General features: G+C 72.1%; 14 protein-coding genes and 3 pseudogenes. 14 read left to right on the top strand and 3 right to left on the bottom strand.

The window, feature by feature from the left end:
* Positions 1–437: 437 nt before the first annotated feature.
* Positions 438–803: pseudogene (locus ACFWR9_RS27915) on the bottom strand (MMPL family transporter); the annotation flags it as partial.
* Between the two features lie 222 nt (positions 804–1,025).
* Between ACFWR9_RS27915 and ACFWR9_RS27910 the strand changes: the two are divergent.
* From ACFWR9_RS27910 to ACFWR9_RS27895, 4 genes are all read left to right on the top strand, one after another.
* On the top strand, positions 1,026–1,205 hold the full coding sequence (locus ACFWR9_RS27910; RefSeq protein WP_383846642.1) for a hypothetical protein: 180 nt from the start codon (positions 1,026–1,028) through the stop codon (positions 1,203–1,205).
* A gap of 472 nt (positions 1,206–1,677) precedes the next feature.
* Positions 1,678–1,890, top strand: a complete 213-nt coding sequence (locus ACFWR9_RS27905) for an SDR family oxidoreductase (protein WP_383846641.1) — start codon at positions 1,678–1,680, stop codon at positions 1,888–1,890.
* An 11-nt stretch (positions 1,891–1,901) separates the two neighbouring features.
* Positions 1,902–2,408 carry a nuclear transport factor 2 family protein gene (locus ACFWR9_RS27900; RefSeq protein WP_383846640.1) on the top strand — a complete coding sequence of 169 codons (507 nt, stop codon included), beginning with the start codon at positions 1,902–1,904 and terminating at the stop codon, positions 2,406–2,408.
* The gene (locus ACFWR9_RS27895; protein WP_383846639.1) at positions 2,405–3,232 is read left to right on the top strand and encodes an SDR family NAD(P)-dependent oxidoreductase; all 828 of its coding nucleotides are present in this window, start codon (positions 2,405–2,407) and stop codon (positions 3,230–3,232) included. Before ACFWR9_RS27900 ends, ACFWR9_RS27895 begins: the two co-directional genes overlap by 4 nt.
* Positions 3,233–3,334: 102 nt before the next feature.
* On the opposite strand, the gene ACFWR9_RS27890 is transcribed toward ACFWR9_RS27895, so the two are convergent.
* Positions 3,335–3,556 carry a nuclear transport factor 2 family protein gene (locus tag ACFWR9_RS27890; RefSeq protein ID WP_383846695.1) on the bottom strand — a complete coding sequence of 74 codons (222 nt, stop codon included), beginning with the start codon at positions 3,554–3,556 and terminating at the stop codon, positions 3,335–3,337.
* 112 nt (positions 3,557–3,668) lie between these two features.
* Here ACFWR9_RS27890 and ACFWR9_RS27885 point away from each other — a divergent pair, with 112 nt between their 5' ends.
* The 8 genes and pseudogenes from ACFWR9_RS27885 to ACFWR9_RS27850 all read left to right on the top strand — a co-directional run bounded on the left by ACFWR9_RS27885 (position 3,669) and on the right by ACFWR9_RS27850 (position 12,591).
* Entirely contained in the window at positions 3,669–4,490 is an 822-nt protein-coding gene (locus ACFWR9_RS27885; RefSeq protein ID WP_383846638.1) for an IS630 family transposase, read from the top strand.
* A 182-nt stretch (positions 4,491–4,672) separates the two neighbouring features.
* Positions 4,673–5,773, top strand: a complete 1,101-nt coding sequence (locus ACFWR9_RS27880; protein WP_383846637.1) for an IS110 family transposase — start codon at positions 4,673–4,675, stop codon at positions 5,771–5,773.
* Positions 5,770–6,093, top strand: a complete 324-nt coding sequence (locus ACFWR9_RS27875; RefSeq protein WP_383846636.1) for a transposase — start codon at positions 5,770–5,772, stop codon at positions 6,091–6,093. The genes ACFWR9_RS27880 and ACFWR9_RS27875 overlap by 4 nt, the downstream gene beginning before the upstream one ends.
* Before the next feature lie 281 nt (positions 6,094–6,374).
* A complete protein-coding gene (locus tag ACFWR9_RS27870; RefSeq protein WP_383846635.1) occupies positions 6,375–7,823 on the top strand; it encodes an MFS transporter in 1,449 nt (482 codons plus the stop codon).
* 141 nt (positions 7,824–7,964) lie between these two features.
* Positions 7,965–8,297: pseudogene (locus ACFWR9_RS27865) on the top strand (transposase); the annotation flags it as partial.
* Positions 8,203–8,553 (top strand): annotated as a pseudogene (locus ACFWR9_RS27860) (VOC family protein); the annotation flags it as partial. The pseudogenes ACFWR9_RS27865 and ACFWR9_RS27860, both read left to right, overlap by 95 nt.
* Positions 8,554–8,657: 104 nt before the next feature.
* Complete coding sequence (locus tag ACFWR9_RS27855) at positions 8,658–10,511, top strand: LamG-like jellyroll fold domain-containing protein (protein WP_383846693.1); 1,854 nt, start codon at positions 8,658–8,660, stop codon at positions 10,509–10,511.
* 130 nt (positions 10,512–10,641) lie between these two features.
* Complete coding sequence (locus ACFWR9_RS27850) at positions 10,642–12,591, top strand: protein kinase (RefSeq protein ID WP_383846634.1); 1,950 nt, start codon at positions 10,642–10,644, stop codon at positions 12,589–12,591.
* Positions 12,592–12,609: 18 nt separating this feature from the next.
* Here ACFWR9_RS27850 and ACFWR9_RS27845 read toward each other — a convergent pair whose 3' ends face one another.
* Complete coding sequence (locus ACFWR9_RS27845; RefSeq protein WP_383846633.1) at positions 12,610–12,993, bottom strand: PLD nuclease N-terminal domain-containing protein; 384 nt, start codon at positions 12,991–12,993, stop codon at positions 12,610–12,612.
* Between the two features lie 97 nt (positions 12,994–13,090).
* Between ACFWR9_RS27845 and ACFWR9_RS27840 the strand changes: the two genes are divergently transcribed.
* Together ACFWR9_RS27840 and mqnP are read left to right on the top strand one after the other, a co-directional pair.
* The gene (locus tag ACFWR9_RS27840; RefSeq protein WP_383846632.1) at positions 13,091–14,548 is read left to right on the top strand and encodes a menaquinone biosynthesis decarboxylase; all 1,458 of its coding nucleotides are present in this window, start codon (positions 13,091–13,093) and stop codon (positions 14,546–14,548) included.
* Positions 14,545–15,450 carry a menaquinone biosynthesis prenyltransferase MqnP gene (gene mqnP / locus ACFWR9_RS27835; protein WP_383846631.1) on the top strand — a complete coding sequence of 302 codons (906 nt, stop codon included), beginning with the start codon at positions 14,545–14,547 and terminating at the stop codon, positions 15,448–15,450. The genes ACFWR9_RS27840 and mqnP overlap by 4 nt, the downstream gene beginning before the upstream one ends.
* Positions 15,451–15,581 lie beyond the last annotated feature (131 nt).

Below are 15,581 nucleotides of genomic sequence, written 5' to 3'. Positions count from 1 at the left end.
TCGCCCAGATCGCTGCGCTCCGGCAGGAGGCCGAGGCGGTCACAGCCGCGCGCGGTGAACTCCGCTCGGCCGCACGGGCGGTGCAGGACCTCTTCCACACGCCCGAGCGGATCCCCGTCTCTCTGACCGATCCCTGGAACGCCTGCCGCACGATCGGCGACCCCGCCGAACTCGCCCAACGCGCCCTCGAGGCCCCCCTGGTCCTGGCCGACGCCTGCACCACCGTCCAAGACGTCTTCGGCGTCCACGGCCTGTGGCGCACCCTGCAGGGATGGGGCGGTCTCGGTGGTGTTCTTGCGGCGACGCAGGGTGCCCCAGTTGATGCGGTGGCCCAGCAGGCTCAGCACGGCGGGCAGCAGTGTCACGGCGATGGCCACGGCGACCAGGGAGACCGCCACCCCGCCCAGGGCGATGCTGGTGAAGGACATGGCGCGGCCGGCGGCCAGTTCTTCGCGGAAGCGCTTGACGATGAAGAGCGAGTAGTCGACGGCGACGGCGAGGCCGACCATGGACACGATGTTGGTGAACAGGCTGTTGACGTCGGTGAACTGCGTCATTCCGTAGCCGATGGCCTGAGTGGCCATCAGGGTGACGCCCGCCATGAGCAGAGGGACGACCATCGCGGCCACGGACCGGAAGACCAGCAGCAGCACGACGAAGAGCACCGGGAAGGCGATCATCTCGGCGCGGGTGACGTCCTCCTTGGAGTGCACGTTCAGCGCGTAGTCCAGGGCCGGAGCACCGGTGACGTCGGCTTCGACGTCGTTGCCGTCGGGGGTGTCGTCGGCGGTGACCTCGATCATCGCCCAGTCGTAGTCGCGTACGCCCTTCTGCCCCGCGCCGGTCCGCATCCGCTGCCAGGCCCGCTTGGGCAGCCGGGCGGCGGCCTTGGCCACGCTCAACTTCGTGGCCGGGGTGGTGACCGGCGCCGCAGCACCTTTCCAGAGGCTCCCGCTCACCGGGAGCGCGGCAGCGCGGGGGACGGCGCGGTGGCAGCGTGGCGGGCGACAACCCCTGGAGGGACCATGCCGCAGCCCGCGCCCGTGGCCGTCGAGGAACGAGCCGGGTTCGCCGAGTCCGACGAGCGGCTCGGGCCGTTCGACGACGCGACCGCCCGCCCGTTGCGCGCCTCCGACGGGGCGGCGGAACCCGAGCAGGCGCGGGCGTCATCGCGTTCGCCGCCTCGGCCGACGCCTCCTACCTGACCGGCGTCGACTTGCGGGTCGACGGCGGCTCCCACATCTGACCCGTCCGATCAGGAGGAAGCATGTCCCGTCTCGTCGTCGTCACCGGATCCGCCTCGGGGGATCGGCGCCGCCGTCTGTTCCCTGCTGCGTGAGCGCGCGGACCGGATCGTCGGCGTGGACCTAAGGATGCCGAAATCTGCGCCGACCTGGCCACCCTCGACGGCCGTGCCGCCGCCGTCGACGCGGTACTTCGAGCAGGCCGGCATCGTCGACGGGCTAGTCACCTGCGCCGGCCTGTCGGCGCCGTCGCCCGCGCTGGCGTGGGTGAATTGCTTCGGACCGACCGCGCCGGCCCTGGGCCTGCGGGCGGCCCTGGGGCGACCCCGGCCCTGCGGGGGGCGCTCGTCGAGGCCGCGATCGCCGATGGGCGGGCGGGGCAGGTCTACCCATCGCGCTCAACGTCGTCGCGCCCGGGGTGGTGCGCACACCGATGTCCGCCGGGCTGCTGGCCGATCCGGCGATGCGGAAGGTCATGGACGACGCGGTGCCGATGCCGCTGCACGGACATGCGTCGCCGGAGGACGTCGCTCGGGTCGTCGGGTTCCTCCTCTCGCCCGGGTTCACGCATGTCACCGGGCAGGTGCTCTACGTCGTTCGGGGGCGCGGAGGCGAGCCTCCGACCGGTGGACCGGTTCTGATCTAAGGGAGTTGGAGATGGACGTGAACCTCGCCGAGCGGGTGGCCCGCCTGGAGGCGATCGAGGAGATCAAGACGCTTAAGCACCGCTACCTGCGGGCCTGCGACGCCAAGGACCCCGAGGCCTTCCGTGCCTGCTTCGTGGCCGAGGGCGCGGTGCTCGACTACGGCGAGCGGATCGGCCGCTTCGAGGGCATCGACGCGCTGGTCGCCGTCTTCGAGCGGGTCGCTCTGAACCGGATCGACGGCCGCTACACGGTGTTCGACATGCACCACGCCATGCACGGCGACATCGAGATCACCGGCACCGGCTCCGGCACCGGCATGGCGCGCGGTCGCTGGACCCTGCGGTTCCGGCAGGTCGACACCGTCGCTGGGACGGAGCGGGTCAGCGCCATCGAGTACGACGACGGCTACACCGCCGCGGACGGCGCGTGGAGGATCGCCCGTTGCCAGGTGAAGACACTGTGGACGATGAGCCGGCCGCTCGCGGAGGGTTGCCAGATTGCCGGTGAGCTCGCGTGAGCCGGGTCGCGCTGGTCACCGGCGGCAGCAAGGGTGTCGGGCAGGGGATCGCCGTCGGGCTGGGCGAGGCCGGGTGGACGGTCGTGGTCTCCGGTCGCGACCGCGGGCGTCTGGACGCCACGGTCGCCCGGGTCGACGCCGCCGGCGGTCGCGGCGCCGCTGTCACATGCCGGCACGACGTCGACGCCGAGGTCGAGGAGCTCGTGGCCGGCGTCGCGCGCGCCCACGACGGCCTGGACCTGCTCGTCAACAACGTGTGGGCCGGGCCCCGGATGGACCACGACCGGCCCGCGCGGTTCTGGGAGCGGCCATTGTCGGACTGGGACACGCTGATCGGTCTCGGCCTGCGCGCCCACTACGTCGCCGCGCACGCCGCCGCGCCGATCCTCGTCGACCGGGGGCGGGGGACCGTTGTCAACGTCTCGTCGGTGGGCGCGCGCGCCTACCTGCACTCCACGCTGTACGGCGTCTCGAAGGCCGGGCTGGACAAGATGACACTGGACATGGCGCTGGAGCTGCGTCCGTACGGGGTGACGGTACTGTCGCTGTGGCCGGGGCTGGTCCGCACCGCCCAGCTGGTCGCGAGCTGCGTCGACTCGGTCGCCGGGGTACCGGTCGCCGACGCCGAGACCCCCGAGCTGCAGGGCCGCGTCCTCGCGGCCCTGGCGGCCGACCCCGGCCTGCACCGGCGCACCGGGACGGCCGTGATCACAGCAGAGCTCGCCCGCGAGTACGGCGTCGCCGAGCCCGGCGGCGGCCGGCCGGTCAGCCCGCGCGAGATGTTCGGCGGCGGGCCGGTGTTCCCGGCCCTGCCCCCCGGCTGATGGCACGGCACCGGTTGCCGGTCGGCGGCGATCCACGAGTCGCGCTCGACGAGGGCCGCGTAGGTCGGCTCGGCCGTCGGGTGCGGCGTCATGCCGGCCCCCTCACGCCGGATTCAACACGGCCACGTCGCCGAGCGACACGCGGATCTCGAAGTGCCGGCGGCTGATCCGCCAGCCGGTCGCCGTGCGCACCCAAGGGTCGTCGTACTCGCCGGGACACTCGTAGCACGAGCCCGTCATCGGGCCGGCGCCCACGTGGTGGATGCGCCCGTAGGTGAGCATGCGGGCCCGGTCCCGTCGAACCCGACGCGATGGGTTGCCCAGCAGGTGCTAGTGATCTGGTTGTGAGTCGGTCGGGCACCACATGTGTTGCCTCGCGTACCAAGTTGGTGGGTTTGGCTGACGGGTGCCGGTCGGCTTCGGTCTGCTGTGGACTGTGGGTGACAGCAGGCTGCAGCCGCTGGTCCTGAGCGAGACCGAGCGGCAGACGTTGAACAACTGGGCCAAGCGCCGGACAACCGCGCAGGGGCTCGCTCTGCGGGCGAGGATCGTACTGGCGTGCGCGCAGGGCGGGCCGAACCTGGCGGTCGCGGCCCGGCTGGGGGTGAACCGGGGCACCGTCGCCAAGTGGCGGACCCGGTTCCTGCGGGACCGGCTGGACGGGCTCGCGGACGAGCCGAGGCCAGGTGTGCCGCGGACCATCACCGACGCCCAGGTGGAAGAGGTGGTGGTCCGCACCCTGGAGGAGACGCCGCCCGGTGGGACGCACTGGTCGAAGCGGGAACTGGCCAAGGTCGTGGGGGTCTCCCCGGCGAGCGTGCTGCGGATCTGGCACGCCTTCGGCCTGCAGCCGTGGCGGACCGAGACGTTCAAGATCTCCCCGGACCCGTTCCTGATCGAGAAGATCCGTGACGTGGTCGGTCTCTACCTGGCTCCGCCGGCGAACGCGGTGGTGTTCGCGGTGGACGAGAAGCCGCAGATCCAGGCTCTGGAGCGGACCGCGCCGGTGCTGCCGATGGTGCCCGGGGTGCCCGAGCGGCGGAGCTTCGACTATGTCCGGCACGGCACCGTCGACCTGTTCGCCGCGTTGAACACCGCGACGGGCAAGGTGATCACGAAGCTGTCCGCGCAGCACCGGGCCGTGGACTTCCGGGACTTCCTCGACGAGATCGACCGCCAGACCGAGCCCGGCCTGGCAGTCCACGTGATCTGCGACAACTGTGAGGATCGTGATGTGCCGCAGGGGGCCGGAGCCTGACCCGCGCGACAACTGGCCACAGCTGCTTTGGAGTGGAACTGTCGGCCCCGGCCTCCTGCGGTGCGTACTGCCGCCGGCCCGGTGAACGTGTCCCGATAGGGGCTTTGCTGCACAAAGCACCGTCACAGTTCTGACCGCCCACCGGACCGGTGTCAGCCACCAGACCCAGTCCAAGGAGCCTCGTGACCGTCACCAGCATGCCCCAGCCGACACTGCCAGCGCAGCGGGTCCCCGCCCCGGCCGAGGAGGCCGAGGACGTGATCCTGGGGGTGGACACCCACAAGGATGTCCATGTCGCTGCGGTCATCACGCCCCTGGGGGCCTCGCTCGCTCAGCAGGAGTTCCCGACAACCGCCATCGGCTATCGCCAACTGATCACCTGGGCAAATTCGTTCGGGTTCCTGCGTCGGGCCGGTGTCGAGTGCACCGGCTCCTTCGGAGCCGCGCTGACCCGAGTTCTGCGCCGGGAGGGCATCGACGTCATCGAGATCAACCAACCCGACCGTGCCACCCGGCGCAAGCGCGGCAAGACCGACGCCATCGACGCGGACGCGGCCGCTCGTGCAGTGCTGTCCGGACGGGCCACCACCGTGCCGAAGAGCGCGGACGGGCCCGTAGAGGACATGCGGGTCCTGCGGCTGGCCAAGGAATCGGCGGTCAAGGCCCGCACCCAGGCGCTGAACCAGCTCAAGGCTGTCCTCATGTCCATCGACCCGGATCTGCGTGAACTCCTCACCGGGCTGAGCAACCCTGCGCTGGTCGCCACCTGTGCGGACCTCGACGTCGATGACCGGGGCGAGGCCGTCTTCACGATGCGCCTGCTCGCCCGCAGGGTCCAGCACCTGTCCGACGAGGTCAAAGAGCTAACCCGCCGCACCACCAGGGCCGTTCGTGTCTGTCGACCCCAGATGCTGGACCTGGTCGGCGTCGGGCCCGATAGCGCCGCTGTCCTCCTCATCGCCGCAGGTGACAACCCCGACCGACTCGTCGACGAAGCGTCCTTCGCCGCTCTGTGCGGTGTCAGCCCGGTCGAACAGTCCTCCGGCAAGACCCAACGCCGTCGCCTGAACCGCGGAGGCCACCGCCAGGCCAACGCCGCCCTCTACCGCATCGTGCAGACCCGCATACGCTGGGACGAACGCACCCAAGAGTACCTGCGGCGACGCACCGCCGAGGGCATGTCCAAGCACGAGATCATCCGGTGTCTGAAGCGGTACGTTGCCCGCGAGCTCTACCGGCACATCCAGCCCCGAGCCACCAACCGGGTCCCTTCCGCGGCTTGACGAAACATAGGGGCTTCCTCTCCGCCCACAAGGCACCGGTGGTGCACAAGTGGCTGCTCGCCCACCCACGCTTCCAGCTCCACTTCACCCCGACCTACTCGTCGTGGATCAACCAGGTCGAGCGGTGGTTCGCCGAACTGGAACGGCGCTGCCTCGAACGCGGAGTGTTCTGCTCCCTCGACGACCTCAAGGCCGCACTCGACAACTGGATCAAGGTCTGGAACGACGAAGCCCGGCCCTTCAAGTGGACCAAGACCGCCGACCAGATCCTCGACCGGATCTGCCGCTACTGCTCACGCATCTCCGAACCAGATCACTAGGTGGCGCCGACCCCACCGAGGTGGGCCCGCACCCGCCTCGACGACGGCGGCGGGGTCACGGGGGCCGTACGCGACGGCGTCGTCGGTGAGCAGCACGGCGATCGCCTCCTACTGCCGGGCGTCGGTCGCGGCCGCGAAGTCCGCGCCAGAGATCACGTTCTCGGTGACCGGGAACTTGGTGTCCGCGTCGCGCCGCATTACCTACCGTCTACTCCGGCGACGGCCACCGGGGCACGCTGCGTCGACCGGTCGGTACCGGTCACGGACCGAGGAGTTCGAGGATGAACCGTGCGGCATCCCCCGCGGCCGGCTCCGGCTGGACGCCAACTCTGGTCGTCTCCACGATCGTGATGGTCGCGATCATCGAGGCGAGTGCGCTGGGCTACACGATCGTCACCACGGGACTTCGGGCGATCACCAGCGAGTTCGGTACGACCCAGGGTGCGTGGCTGCTGACGGCCTACATCCTGGCCGGCGCGGTCATGAGCCCGCTGCTGGGCAAGCTGGCAGACGTCCACGGCAAGCGGAAGATCATGCTCGGCGCGCTCGGCGTGGGTGCGGTGGGCGCGCTCGTGTCGACCGTCGCCCCGACTTTCGAGGTACTCATCCTGGGCCGTGCGCTACAGGGCACCGTGATCGCGTCGATGTTCCTGGCGTACTCGCTGATGCGTGACGTCTTCCCGGCGCGGGTGCTCCCGATGGCGGCCAGCGTGTCCTACACCGGGATCGGCGTATTCACCGTCGGCATGCCGTTCCTGGTCGGGATCATGCTCGACACCTGGGGCTGGCGCAGCCTGTTCGCCTTCGACTTCGCGTGGATCCTGCTGCTGGGCCCGCTCCTGTTCGTCACCACTGCCGAGACCCCGGTCCGGGTCCGGTCCCGGGTCGACTACGCCGGCGCCGCCCTGCTCGGCGGCGGCATCGCCGCGGTGCTCGGCGCAATCAGCCTGGCCCGGACGCTGCCCGGTGCGGCGACGGCCGCCCTGTTCGCCGTGGGCGTGATCCTGCTGTCGGTGTACGTCCGACAGGCGTTGCGCAGCGTGGAGCCGCTGGTGGACCTGCGGGTGTTCGGCCGCCGTCCGGTCTTGCTGGCCGCGGTGACGGCCGCGGCGGCCTTCTCGGCCACCGCGGTGTTCGCCTCGCTTGCGCCGCTGATCGCGATGACCCCGCGCAGCGCCGGTGGCGACTACGGTCTCGGCCTGAGTGCCTTGGGGTACGCATCGGTCACCGCACCGCAGGGTCTGATGCTGGTGCTGGGCGGGCTAGTCGTCGGCCTGGCGGTCGGCCGCGTCGGTGCGCACCGGGTGATGGTCGTCGGCCTGCTGCTGATGGCGACGGGGGCCCTGCTCGGGTCCCTCCGGCACGACACCCTGGGTCAGCTCATCACGGCCGCGGTGATCGTCGGCCTGGGTGCCGGCCTGGCCAACGGCTGCGTGCCGAACCTGGTGGTGGCCGCGACGCCGGTGGACCATCAGGGGTCGATCGCGAGCATGGTTCACGTCTTCCAGAGCGGCTTCGCCAGCGCGGCACCGGTCATCCTGTTCGCCATCCTCGCCTCTGCGGCGCGCCGATCTCCGACAGGGGGCTTCGTCTACAGCGGCACCGTCGTGACCTACGGCCTGTGGTTCATGGCCGGCGCCGCCCTGCTGGGCGCGCTCCTCGCGGTTACCGTGCTGCGCAGCCGCGCCACCGCCCCGGCCCTCGCACCCGAGCCGGAGACCGCTTCCTGACCCGTCCACCATCCGACGACTCCGAGGAGCCGCCGTGCCACCGCTCGACCTCCGCGGCCGCCCGGGCTCGATCCGGCAGGAGGCGACCGCTGATGGATCGCCTGTTCCAGCGCCAGCGCGCTGGGTCGCCGGTCGGCTCCCTTGCGGCGGTTGAGCACCGGGCGGGGCCGGCGCCTGTACTTCACCCAGGAGTGGGCCGGCGACGAGGAACGTCGCGAGCTTGCCGGTGTCCCCGACGAGCTGGGCTTCGCGACCAAGCCGCGCCTCGCGGCGGACATGCTCCGCGCCGCCGGTGAGCAGGACATATCCGCCTCGTTCTTCCTCGGCGACGAGGTCTACGGAGGGCGGGCGTTGCGTACCGCGTGCCGCGAGCTGGGCCTACGAGCGCGTCACCGGCGTGCGCGCGGACTGGTCCACCGAGGACTTCGCCGAGCTGCGTACCGCCTCCGGCACCCTCGCGATCGGCAGCACCCGTACCGTCCCGCTCTTCGCCCCCGGCTCCGTCCGCCCGGCGGACAACCGGAGCGTCATCGTCGAGTTCCTCGTGGACGACGTGGACGCGGCGCACCGGAGGCTGACCGGTGTCGTCGGGGACCTCGTCAAGGAGCCCACGACGATGCCCTGGGGCAACCGCGCGCTCCTCTTCCGCGACCCGGACGGCAATCTGGTCAACCTCTTCACCCCGGTCAGCCCGGCCGCGGTCGAGAAGTTCGCCGCGTTCGCGCGCTGACCCTCCGCACGGTCCGGCGGCGTACGGGCGTTCGAGGAGGGGGGTGTGCCTGCCCCTATGCTGGTCCCGCGACGGGGGTCAGGATCGCACGCCGGGAGGCATCTGTGTCAGCGCTGGAGCCGGACGACCCGCGCTCCGTCGGGGATTACCGGTTGCTGAGCCGGCTGGGTGTGGGCGGCATGGGCCGGGTCTTCCTCGGGCGTTCCCCGGGCGGACGGCTGGTCGCGGTCAAGGTGGTGCACGCCGAGCTGCTGCGCAGGCCCGAGTTCCGCGACCGCTTCCGCCGCGAGGTCCAGGCGGCCCGCATGGTCAGCGGCGCCTTCACCGCGCCGGTCGTCGACGCCGACCCGGACGCGCCCCTGCCCTGGCTGGTCACCAGCTACATCGCCGGGCCGTCGCTGGAACGCGCGGTCGCCGAGCAGGGGCCCTTCGACCCGCGGGCGGTGCTCGCCCTGGCGGCCGGGCTGGCCGAGGCCCTGGTGTCGATCCACGCCGCACACCTCGTCCACCGCGACCTCAAGCCCTCCAACGTCCTCCTCGCCGAGGACGGGCCGCGCGTCATCGACTTCGGCATCGTCCGCAGCGTCGACGCCGACTCCACCACCGGCACCGGGCACATGGCGGGCTCCCCGGGGTTCATGTCCCCCGAGCAGGTCAACGGGGACGAGGTCACCTGGGCCAGCGACGTGTTCTGCCTGGGCGCGGTGCTGGCCTTCGCGGCGACCGGGGCCAACCCCTTCGGCGGCGGCCCCACCCCCGCGCTGCTCTACCGCGTCGTGCACAACGCCCCCGACGTGGACGCGGTGACCGACCCGGCCCTGCGCGCCCTGATCGCCGACTGCCTCGCCAAGGACCCGGCCCGCCGTCCCACCCCGCGCGAGATCCTCGCCCGGATCGGTCCGCTGGGCGGCGAGAGCGCGACGGCCCTGCCGCACGCCCACCAGTGGACGCCGGCGGCCCGTCCGACCCGCGCGGACGCGATACCCACCATGGTCGTCCCGCCTCCCGGCCCGTACGGCCAACCGGACGGCACGGCCCACCCGCACACCCGCGGCGACACCCCGCCACCACCCCCGGCCCACCCGCACACCCGCGGCGACACCCCGCCCCCGCCGCCGGCCCACCCGCACACCCGCGGCGACACCCCGCCCCCGCCGCCGCCCGCACCGGCGGGCGCGCGCACCACCGCGGCCGGTGGCGGTGGCCGCCGCAGCCGACGGGCCTTCCTGCTCTCCGGCGCGGGTGCGGTCGCCGCGCTCGGCGTGGGCACCGGGTTCTGGCTCAACCGCCCGGCCGCCTCGGACGCCCCCGCGCCCACCCCGACCCCCTCGCCCTCCACCGCCACCCCGCTGCCTCCGGGCCCGGTCGGGCTCTGGCCCCTCGACGAGGCCGGCGGCGAGATCGCGCGGGACACGGCGGGCGGACACGACGGCACCGCGACCGGCGTCTCGTGGCAGGCCGACGGAGGCGGGGCCGCCTTCGACGGGACCGGCAGCCAGATCGTCACCGACGGACCGGTCCTGAAGACCGGCGGGGGCCGGAGCTTCACCGTCGCGGCCTGGGTCCGCCTGTCCGCCGTACCGGGCACCTTCGCCACCGCCGTCAGCCAGGACAGCGACACCGCCAGCGGCTTCTACCTCCAGTACTCCAGCGAGGACGGCGGCTGGGCCTTCTCCCGTCCCGGCCTGCGGGCCGTCGGCAGCACCGCACCGGCCACCGGCGTCTGGGCCCACCTGACCGGAGTCTGCGACGGCCGGACCCGCACACTGCGCCTGTACGTCAACGGCGTCCGGGAGGCCGAGATCGACGACACCGGCGCGGCCCCCGCCACCGGCGCCTTCATGATCGGCCGGGCCTCCTACGACGGAACGGCCGCCGACTTCTTCCCCGGCGCCGTCCGGGACGTACGCGCCTTCGACCGGGCGCTGCCTCCGGCCGAGGTCGGCCGACTCGTGTGACAGGACTGATGCGTTCTCACCACCGTTCCGCGAGGCGCCAGTTGGGCGGGCCGTGCTAAAGATGTAGCTCTCAATCAGTGGCCGCGAGGTCCCGCACGGGAGCGCGTGGCAGCCGGTGAACGGGGGAGAGTTGAGCGGGGAAGCCGGAGTCGGCCTCACGGGCAGTGGCGCCGAGCCGTTGGAGGACGACGACCCGCGCCGGATCGGACCGGTCCCGCTCCTTGGGCGGCTCGGGGCCGGCGGCATGGGCCGCGTCTATCTCGGCGTCCACGAGGGCCGGTACGCGGCCGTCAAGCAGGTCCTGACCTCGGTCGCGGGCGAGGACAAGGACTTCCTGCGCCGCTTCGGGCACGAACTGGACAACCTCGCCCGGCTGCCCGCCGGGGCCACCGCGCCGTTGCTCGCGGGTGACCGGGACGCCCGGCCGCCGTGGTTCGCCACCGCCTACGTGCCCGGCATCACCCTGCGCGAGGCCGTCGACCTGCACGGGCCCCTGCCCCCGGCGGCGCTGTGGCTCGTACTCCGGGAAGCCGCCACCGGACTGGCGGCGGTGCACGCCCTGGACATGGTCCACCGCGACCTCAAGCCGTCCAACGCGATGCTGACCCTCGACGGCCTCACCCTCATCGACTTCGGTGTGGCCAGGGCCGCCGACCAGAGCCAGTTGACCAGGACCGGCATGGTGGTGGGCACGCCCGCCTACATGTCGCCCGAACAGGCCTCCGGGAAACGGGCGTCGAGCGGCGTCGTGGACGTGTTCGCGCTGGGCTCGGTAATCGCGTACGCGGCCTCGGGCCGGCCGCCCTTCGGCGACGAGTCCGGGCATGCCGTGCTCTACCGCATCGTGCACGAGGAGCCCGACCTCCAGCCGCTGCGCGAGGTGGACCCCGAACTCGCCGATGTCGTCGCGGCCTGCCTCGACAAGGACCACGAGGGCCGGCCGACCGCCGCCGAGCTGGTCGAACGCGCCGCGTCCCACGCCCCGTCGGCCGCACCGCTGTGGCCCGCGGTCATCACCGAGCGGCTGTCCGAGCGGGCCGCCTTCGCGGCCCGCACCCCGGAACCGGCCGACCTGGCGCTGCCCGCGACGGAACCGGACCTGAAGCCGGAACACGGACCGAAGGCGGGTCCGGAGGCGGGACAGAAGGCGGGACCGGGGGCGGGTCGGGAGGTGGGACCGGAGACGGGACCGGAGGCGGGACCAAAGGCGCCACCGGAGACGCCGTCCGAGGCGCCACCGGAGGTCGCACGCAAGCCCGAGCCGCCCCGCAAGGAGCGCCGCCGCCGCATCCTGCCCGTGTTCGTCCCCGTCGTGGTCGTCGTGGCGGGCGGCACCCTCGCCTTCCAACTCCTGCCCTACGTCACCGACTCCAGCGACGCCGCCGGGCCGAAGGGCCCCTCCTCGTCGGTCACGGCCTCCGCCACCACGTCCCCGTCGGGGACCGCCGCCGACGGGTCCGCGAAGCCGTCGCCGTCCACCGGCGCGTCCTCCTCGAAGAAGCCGGAGCCCGGCTCGAAGGAGTCGGCGACCGCACCCGGGGCGGGCTCCGGCGCGGGCACCGACAACGCCGGCGCGAAAGGCGACGGCGACTCGGGCACCGGCTCGGGCACCGGCTCCGGCGGCGACGACGACGGCGGGGGCAGCGGCGGCAGCGGCAGCGGTGCCGGCAGCGGTGCCGGTGGCGGCGGCTCCTCCTCGGGCGACGACACCGAGACCGACGCTCCGTCGACGGGCGGCACCGTCCTGCGCAACGGATCGACCGGGCGCTGCGTCACCGCGTCGGCGGGCGGCGTCCGCCCCGGCTCCTGCACCGCCGAGGCCGCCGTCTGGGACCTGCGCGGCACGTCCTCCGGCACCTACCGGATCGTCCACAGGGCGTCCGGCAACTGCCTGAGCAGCTACGGCGCGCTCCACAGCGGTGCCTGCAGCTCACAGAGCGGTCAGGAGTGGCGCCTCGGCTCGGGCGACTCCGTCGTCGCCACCAACACCGGCAAGCGCATGGAGGAGTCGACGGTGAGCGGCACGATCATGATGCAGACGTGCGACGGCTCGGCGCTCCAGCGCTGGGCCCGGGGGTGAGGCGCGGGGCGTGACGGGTCAGGCCCCGCCGCGCTCCCCGTCCGGCCGGTCGTCGTTGCCGGCGTCCCGGTCCTTGCCGCCGTTCCTGTCCCCGTCCCCGGCCCCGTCCGAGTCCCCGTCGTTGTCCGTGTCCTTGTCCAGGGACTTCAGGAAGTCGGGGTTGTCGTCCGGCGCGACCCACTGCCGCCGGCCGCCGCCCTGCCGGGGCGACGCACCCGCAGGCTGCCGCTTCTTGCCGGCGATGATCCAGGAGATGGACCCGACCAGCGGGAACACCAGCACGAGGATCGCCCACAGCGGCTTGGGCATGTGGCGGATGTCGGCGTCCTTCGTGCTGATGCAGTCGATGAACGCGTAGACGCTCAGGGCCAGTGGTACGAGGAACATCAGCACCCGGAGCATGGGCATCTCCAGCGGAAGCTAGGGGAGCGAGGGGGCGGGGACGCGTCATGGCCCCCAGGTACAGGGTCAGGGTAGCCGCTCGGGGATACTGGACCGCATGGCTTACGACGATCTTCGCTCCCTGCTCAGGGCGCTGGAGCGCGAGGGCGACCTCAAGCGCATCAAGGCCGAGGTGGACCCGTACCTGGAAGTCGGGGAGATCGTCGACCGGGTGAACAAGGCCGGCGGCCCCGCCCTCCTCTTCGAGAACGTGAAGGGCTCCGACATGCCCCTCGCGATGAACGTCTTCGGCACCGACCGCCGCCTGCTCAAGGCCCTCGGCCTCAAGTCGTACGGCGACATCTCCGACAAGATCGGCGGCCTGCTCCGTCCCGAGCTGCCGCAGGGCTTCGTCGGGATGCGCGAGGCGTTCGGCAAGCTCGGCACGATGACGCACGTGCCGCCGAAGAAGGTGAAGCCGGGCAGCGCGCCCGTCCAGGAGGTCGTCCTGCGGGGCGACGACGTGGACCTGGACCGGCTCCCCGCCCTCTTCACCTGGCCGGACGACGGCGGCTCCTTCTTCAACCTGGGCCTCACCCACACCAAGGACCCGGAGACGGGCATCCGGAACCTGGGCCTGTACCGGCTCCAGCGGCACGACAATCGCACCATCGGCATGCACTGGCAGATCCACAAGGACAGCCGGAACCACTACCAGGTGGCCGCCCGGCGCGGCGAGCGCCTGCCGGTCGCCATCGCCTTCGGCTGCCCGCCCGCCGTGACGTACGCCTCCACCGCGCCGCTGCCCGGCGACATCGACGAGTACCTGTTCGCCGGGTTCGTGCAGGGCAAGCGGATCGAGATGGTCGACTGCAAGACGGTCCCGCTCCAGGTCCCCGCGCAGGCGGAGGTCGTGATCGAGGGCTGGCTGGAGCCCGGCGAGATGCTGCCGGAGGGCCCGTTCGGCGACCACACCGGCTTCTACACCCCGCAGGAGCCCTTCCCCGCCCTCAAGATCGACTGCGTGACGATGCGGAAGCGCCCGCTCCTCCAGTCGATCGTGGTCGGCCGCCCGCCGACGGAGGACGGCCCTCTGGGACGGGCGACGGAGCGCTTCTTCCTCCCGCTCCTCAAGATCATCGTCCCGGACATCGTGGACTACCACCTCCCCGAGGCCGGCGGCTTCCACAACTGCGCGATCGTCTCGATCGACAAGAAGTACCCCAAGCACGCCCAGAAGGTCATGCACGCCATCTGGGGCGCTCACATGATGTCCCTGACCAAGCTGATCGTGGTCGTCGACGCCGACTGCGACGTCCACGACCTGCACGAGGTCGCCTGGCGCGCGCTCGGCAACACCGACTACGGGCGCGACCTGACCGTCGTGGAAGGCCCGGTCGACCACCTCGACCACGCCTCCTACCAGCAGTTCTGGGGCGGCAAGGCGGGCATCGACGCGACGCGGAAGCTGCCCGAGGAGGGGTACACGCGCGACGGGGGCTGGCCGGACATGGTGCTGTCCGACCCGGAGACGGCGGCGAAGGTCGACCGCCGCTGGAAGGAGTACGGACTGTGACGTCGGCATCCGCCGCGCTGCCGCGGCAGCCGGGGCGCACCAAGGCGTTCCTGCGCCTGGTGATGATCGAGCACTCGGTCTTCGCGCTGCCCTTCGCCTACATCGCCGCCCTGACCGCGATGTACGAGTGGGACGAGAACATCCACTGGGGCCGGCTGCTCCTGGTCACCGTCGCCATGGTCGGCCTGCGCACCTTCGCGATGGCGGTCAACCGGATCATCGACCGCGAGATCGACGCCCGTAACCCGCGCACCGCCCACCGCGAACTGGTCACCGGCGCCATGTCGGTCCGGCACGCGTGGACCGGCGCGCTGATCGCCCTCGTCGTCTTCCTGGGCGCGGCGGCCCTGCTCAACCCGCTCTGCCTGGCCCTCGCCCCCATCGCGGTGATCCCGATGGTGGTCTACCCCTACGGCAAGCGGTTCACGAACTTCCCGCAGGCCATCCTCGGCCTCGCCCAGGCGATGGGCCCGATCGGCGGCTGGCTCGCCATCACCGGCAGCTGGTCCTGGGACGCCGTGATCCTCGGCCTCGCGGTCGGCATCTGGATCGGCGGCTTCGACCTGATCTACGCCTGCCAGGACGTCGAGACGGACCGCGAGGTCGGCGTGAAGTCGGTCCCGGCCCGCTTCGGCGTCCCGGCGGCCGTCTGGGGCGCCCGCGCCTGCCACACGGTGACCACCGCCCTCTTCGTCTGGTACGCCCTCGCCACCGACGCCGGCGCCGTCTTCTGGCTCGGGCTGCTGATCGTCGCCGGCGCCTTCGTCTACGAGCACACCATCGTCCGGCCCACCGACCTGACCCGCCTCAACAGGGCGTTCTTCAGCGTCAACGGCTTCATCGGCATCGCCCTGTTCGTGTGCGCGCTGCTGGATCTGCTGGTGCGGGGGCTGACCGTTTGAAGTGCTCTCCCGGCGGAAGCCGGGAGATTCCTGCTTACGGTCTCGGGGAAAATTGGGGTTCGGGCGTGCTGGCCTGGTGGGTCGGTTGGCGGGTGATCAGCAGGCGCTGTCCCGGGCGAGGACCAGTTCGG

The sequence above is a fragment of the Streptomyces sp. NPDC058534 genome, assembly GCF_042717365.1.
GTDB lineage: Bacteria > Actinomycetota > Actinomycetes > Streptomycetales > Streptomycetaceae > Streptomyces.
Note: the sequence above shows the minus strand (reverse complement) of the source record. Positions and strands in the feature narration are given on the sequence as shown.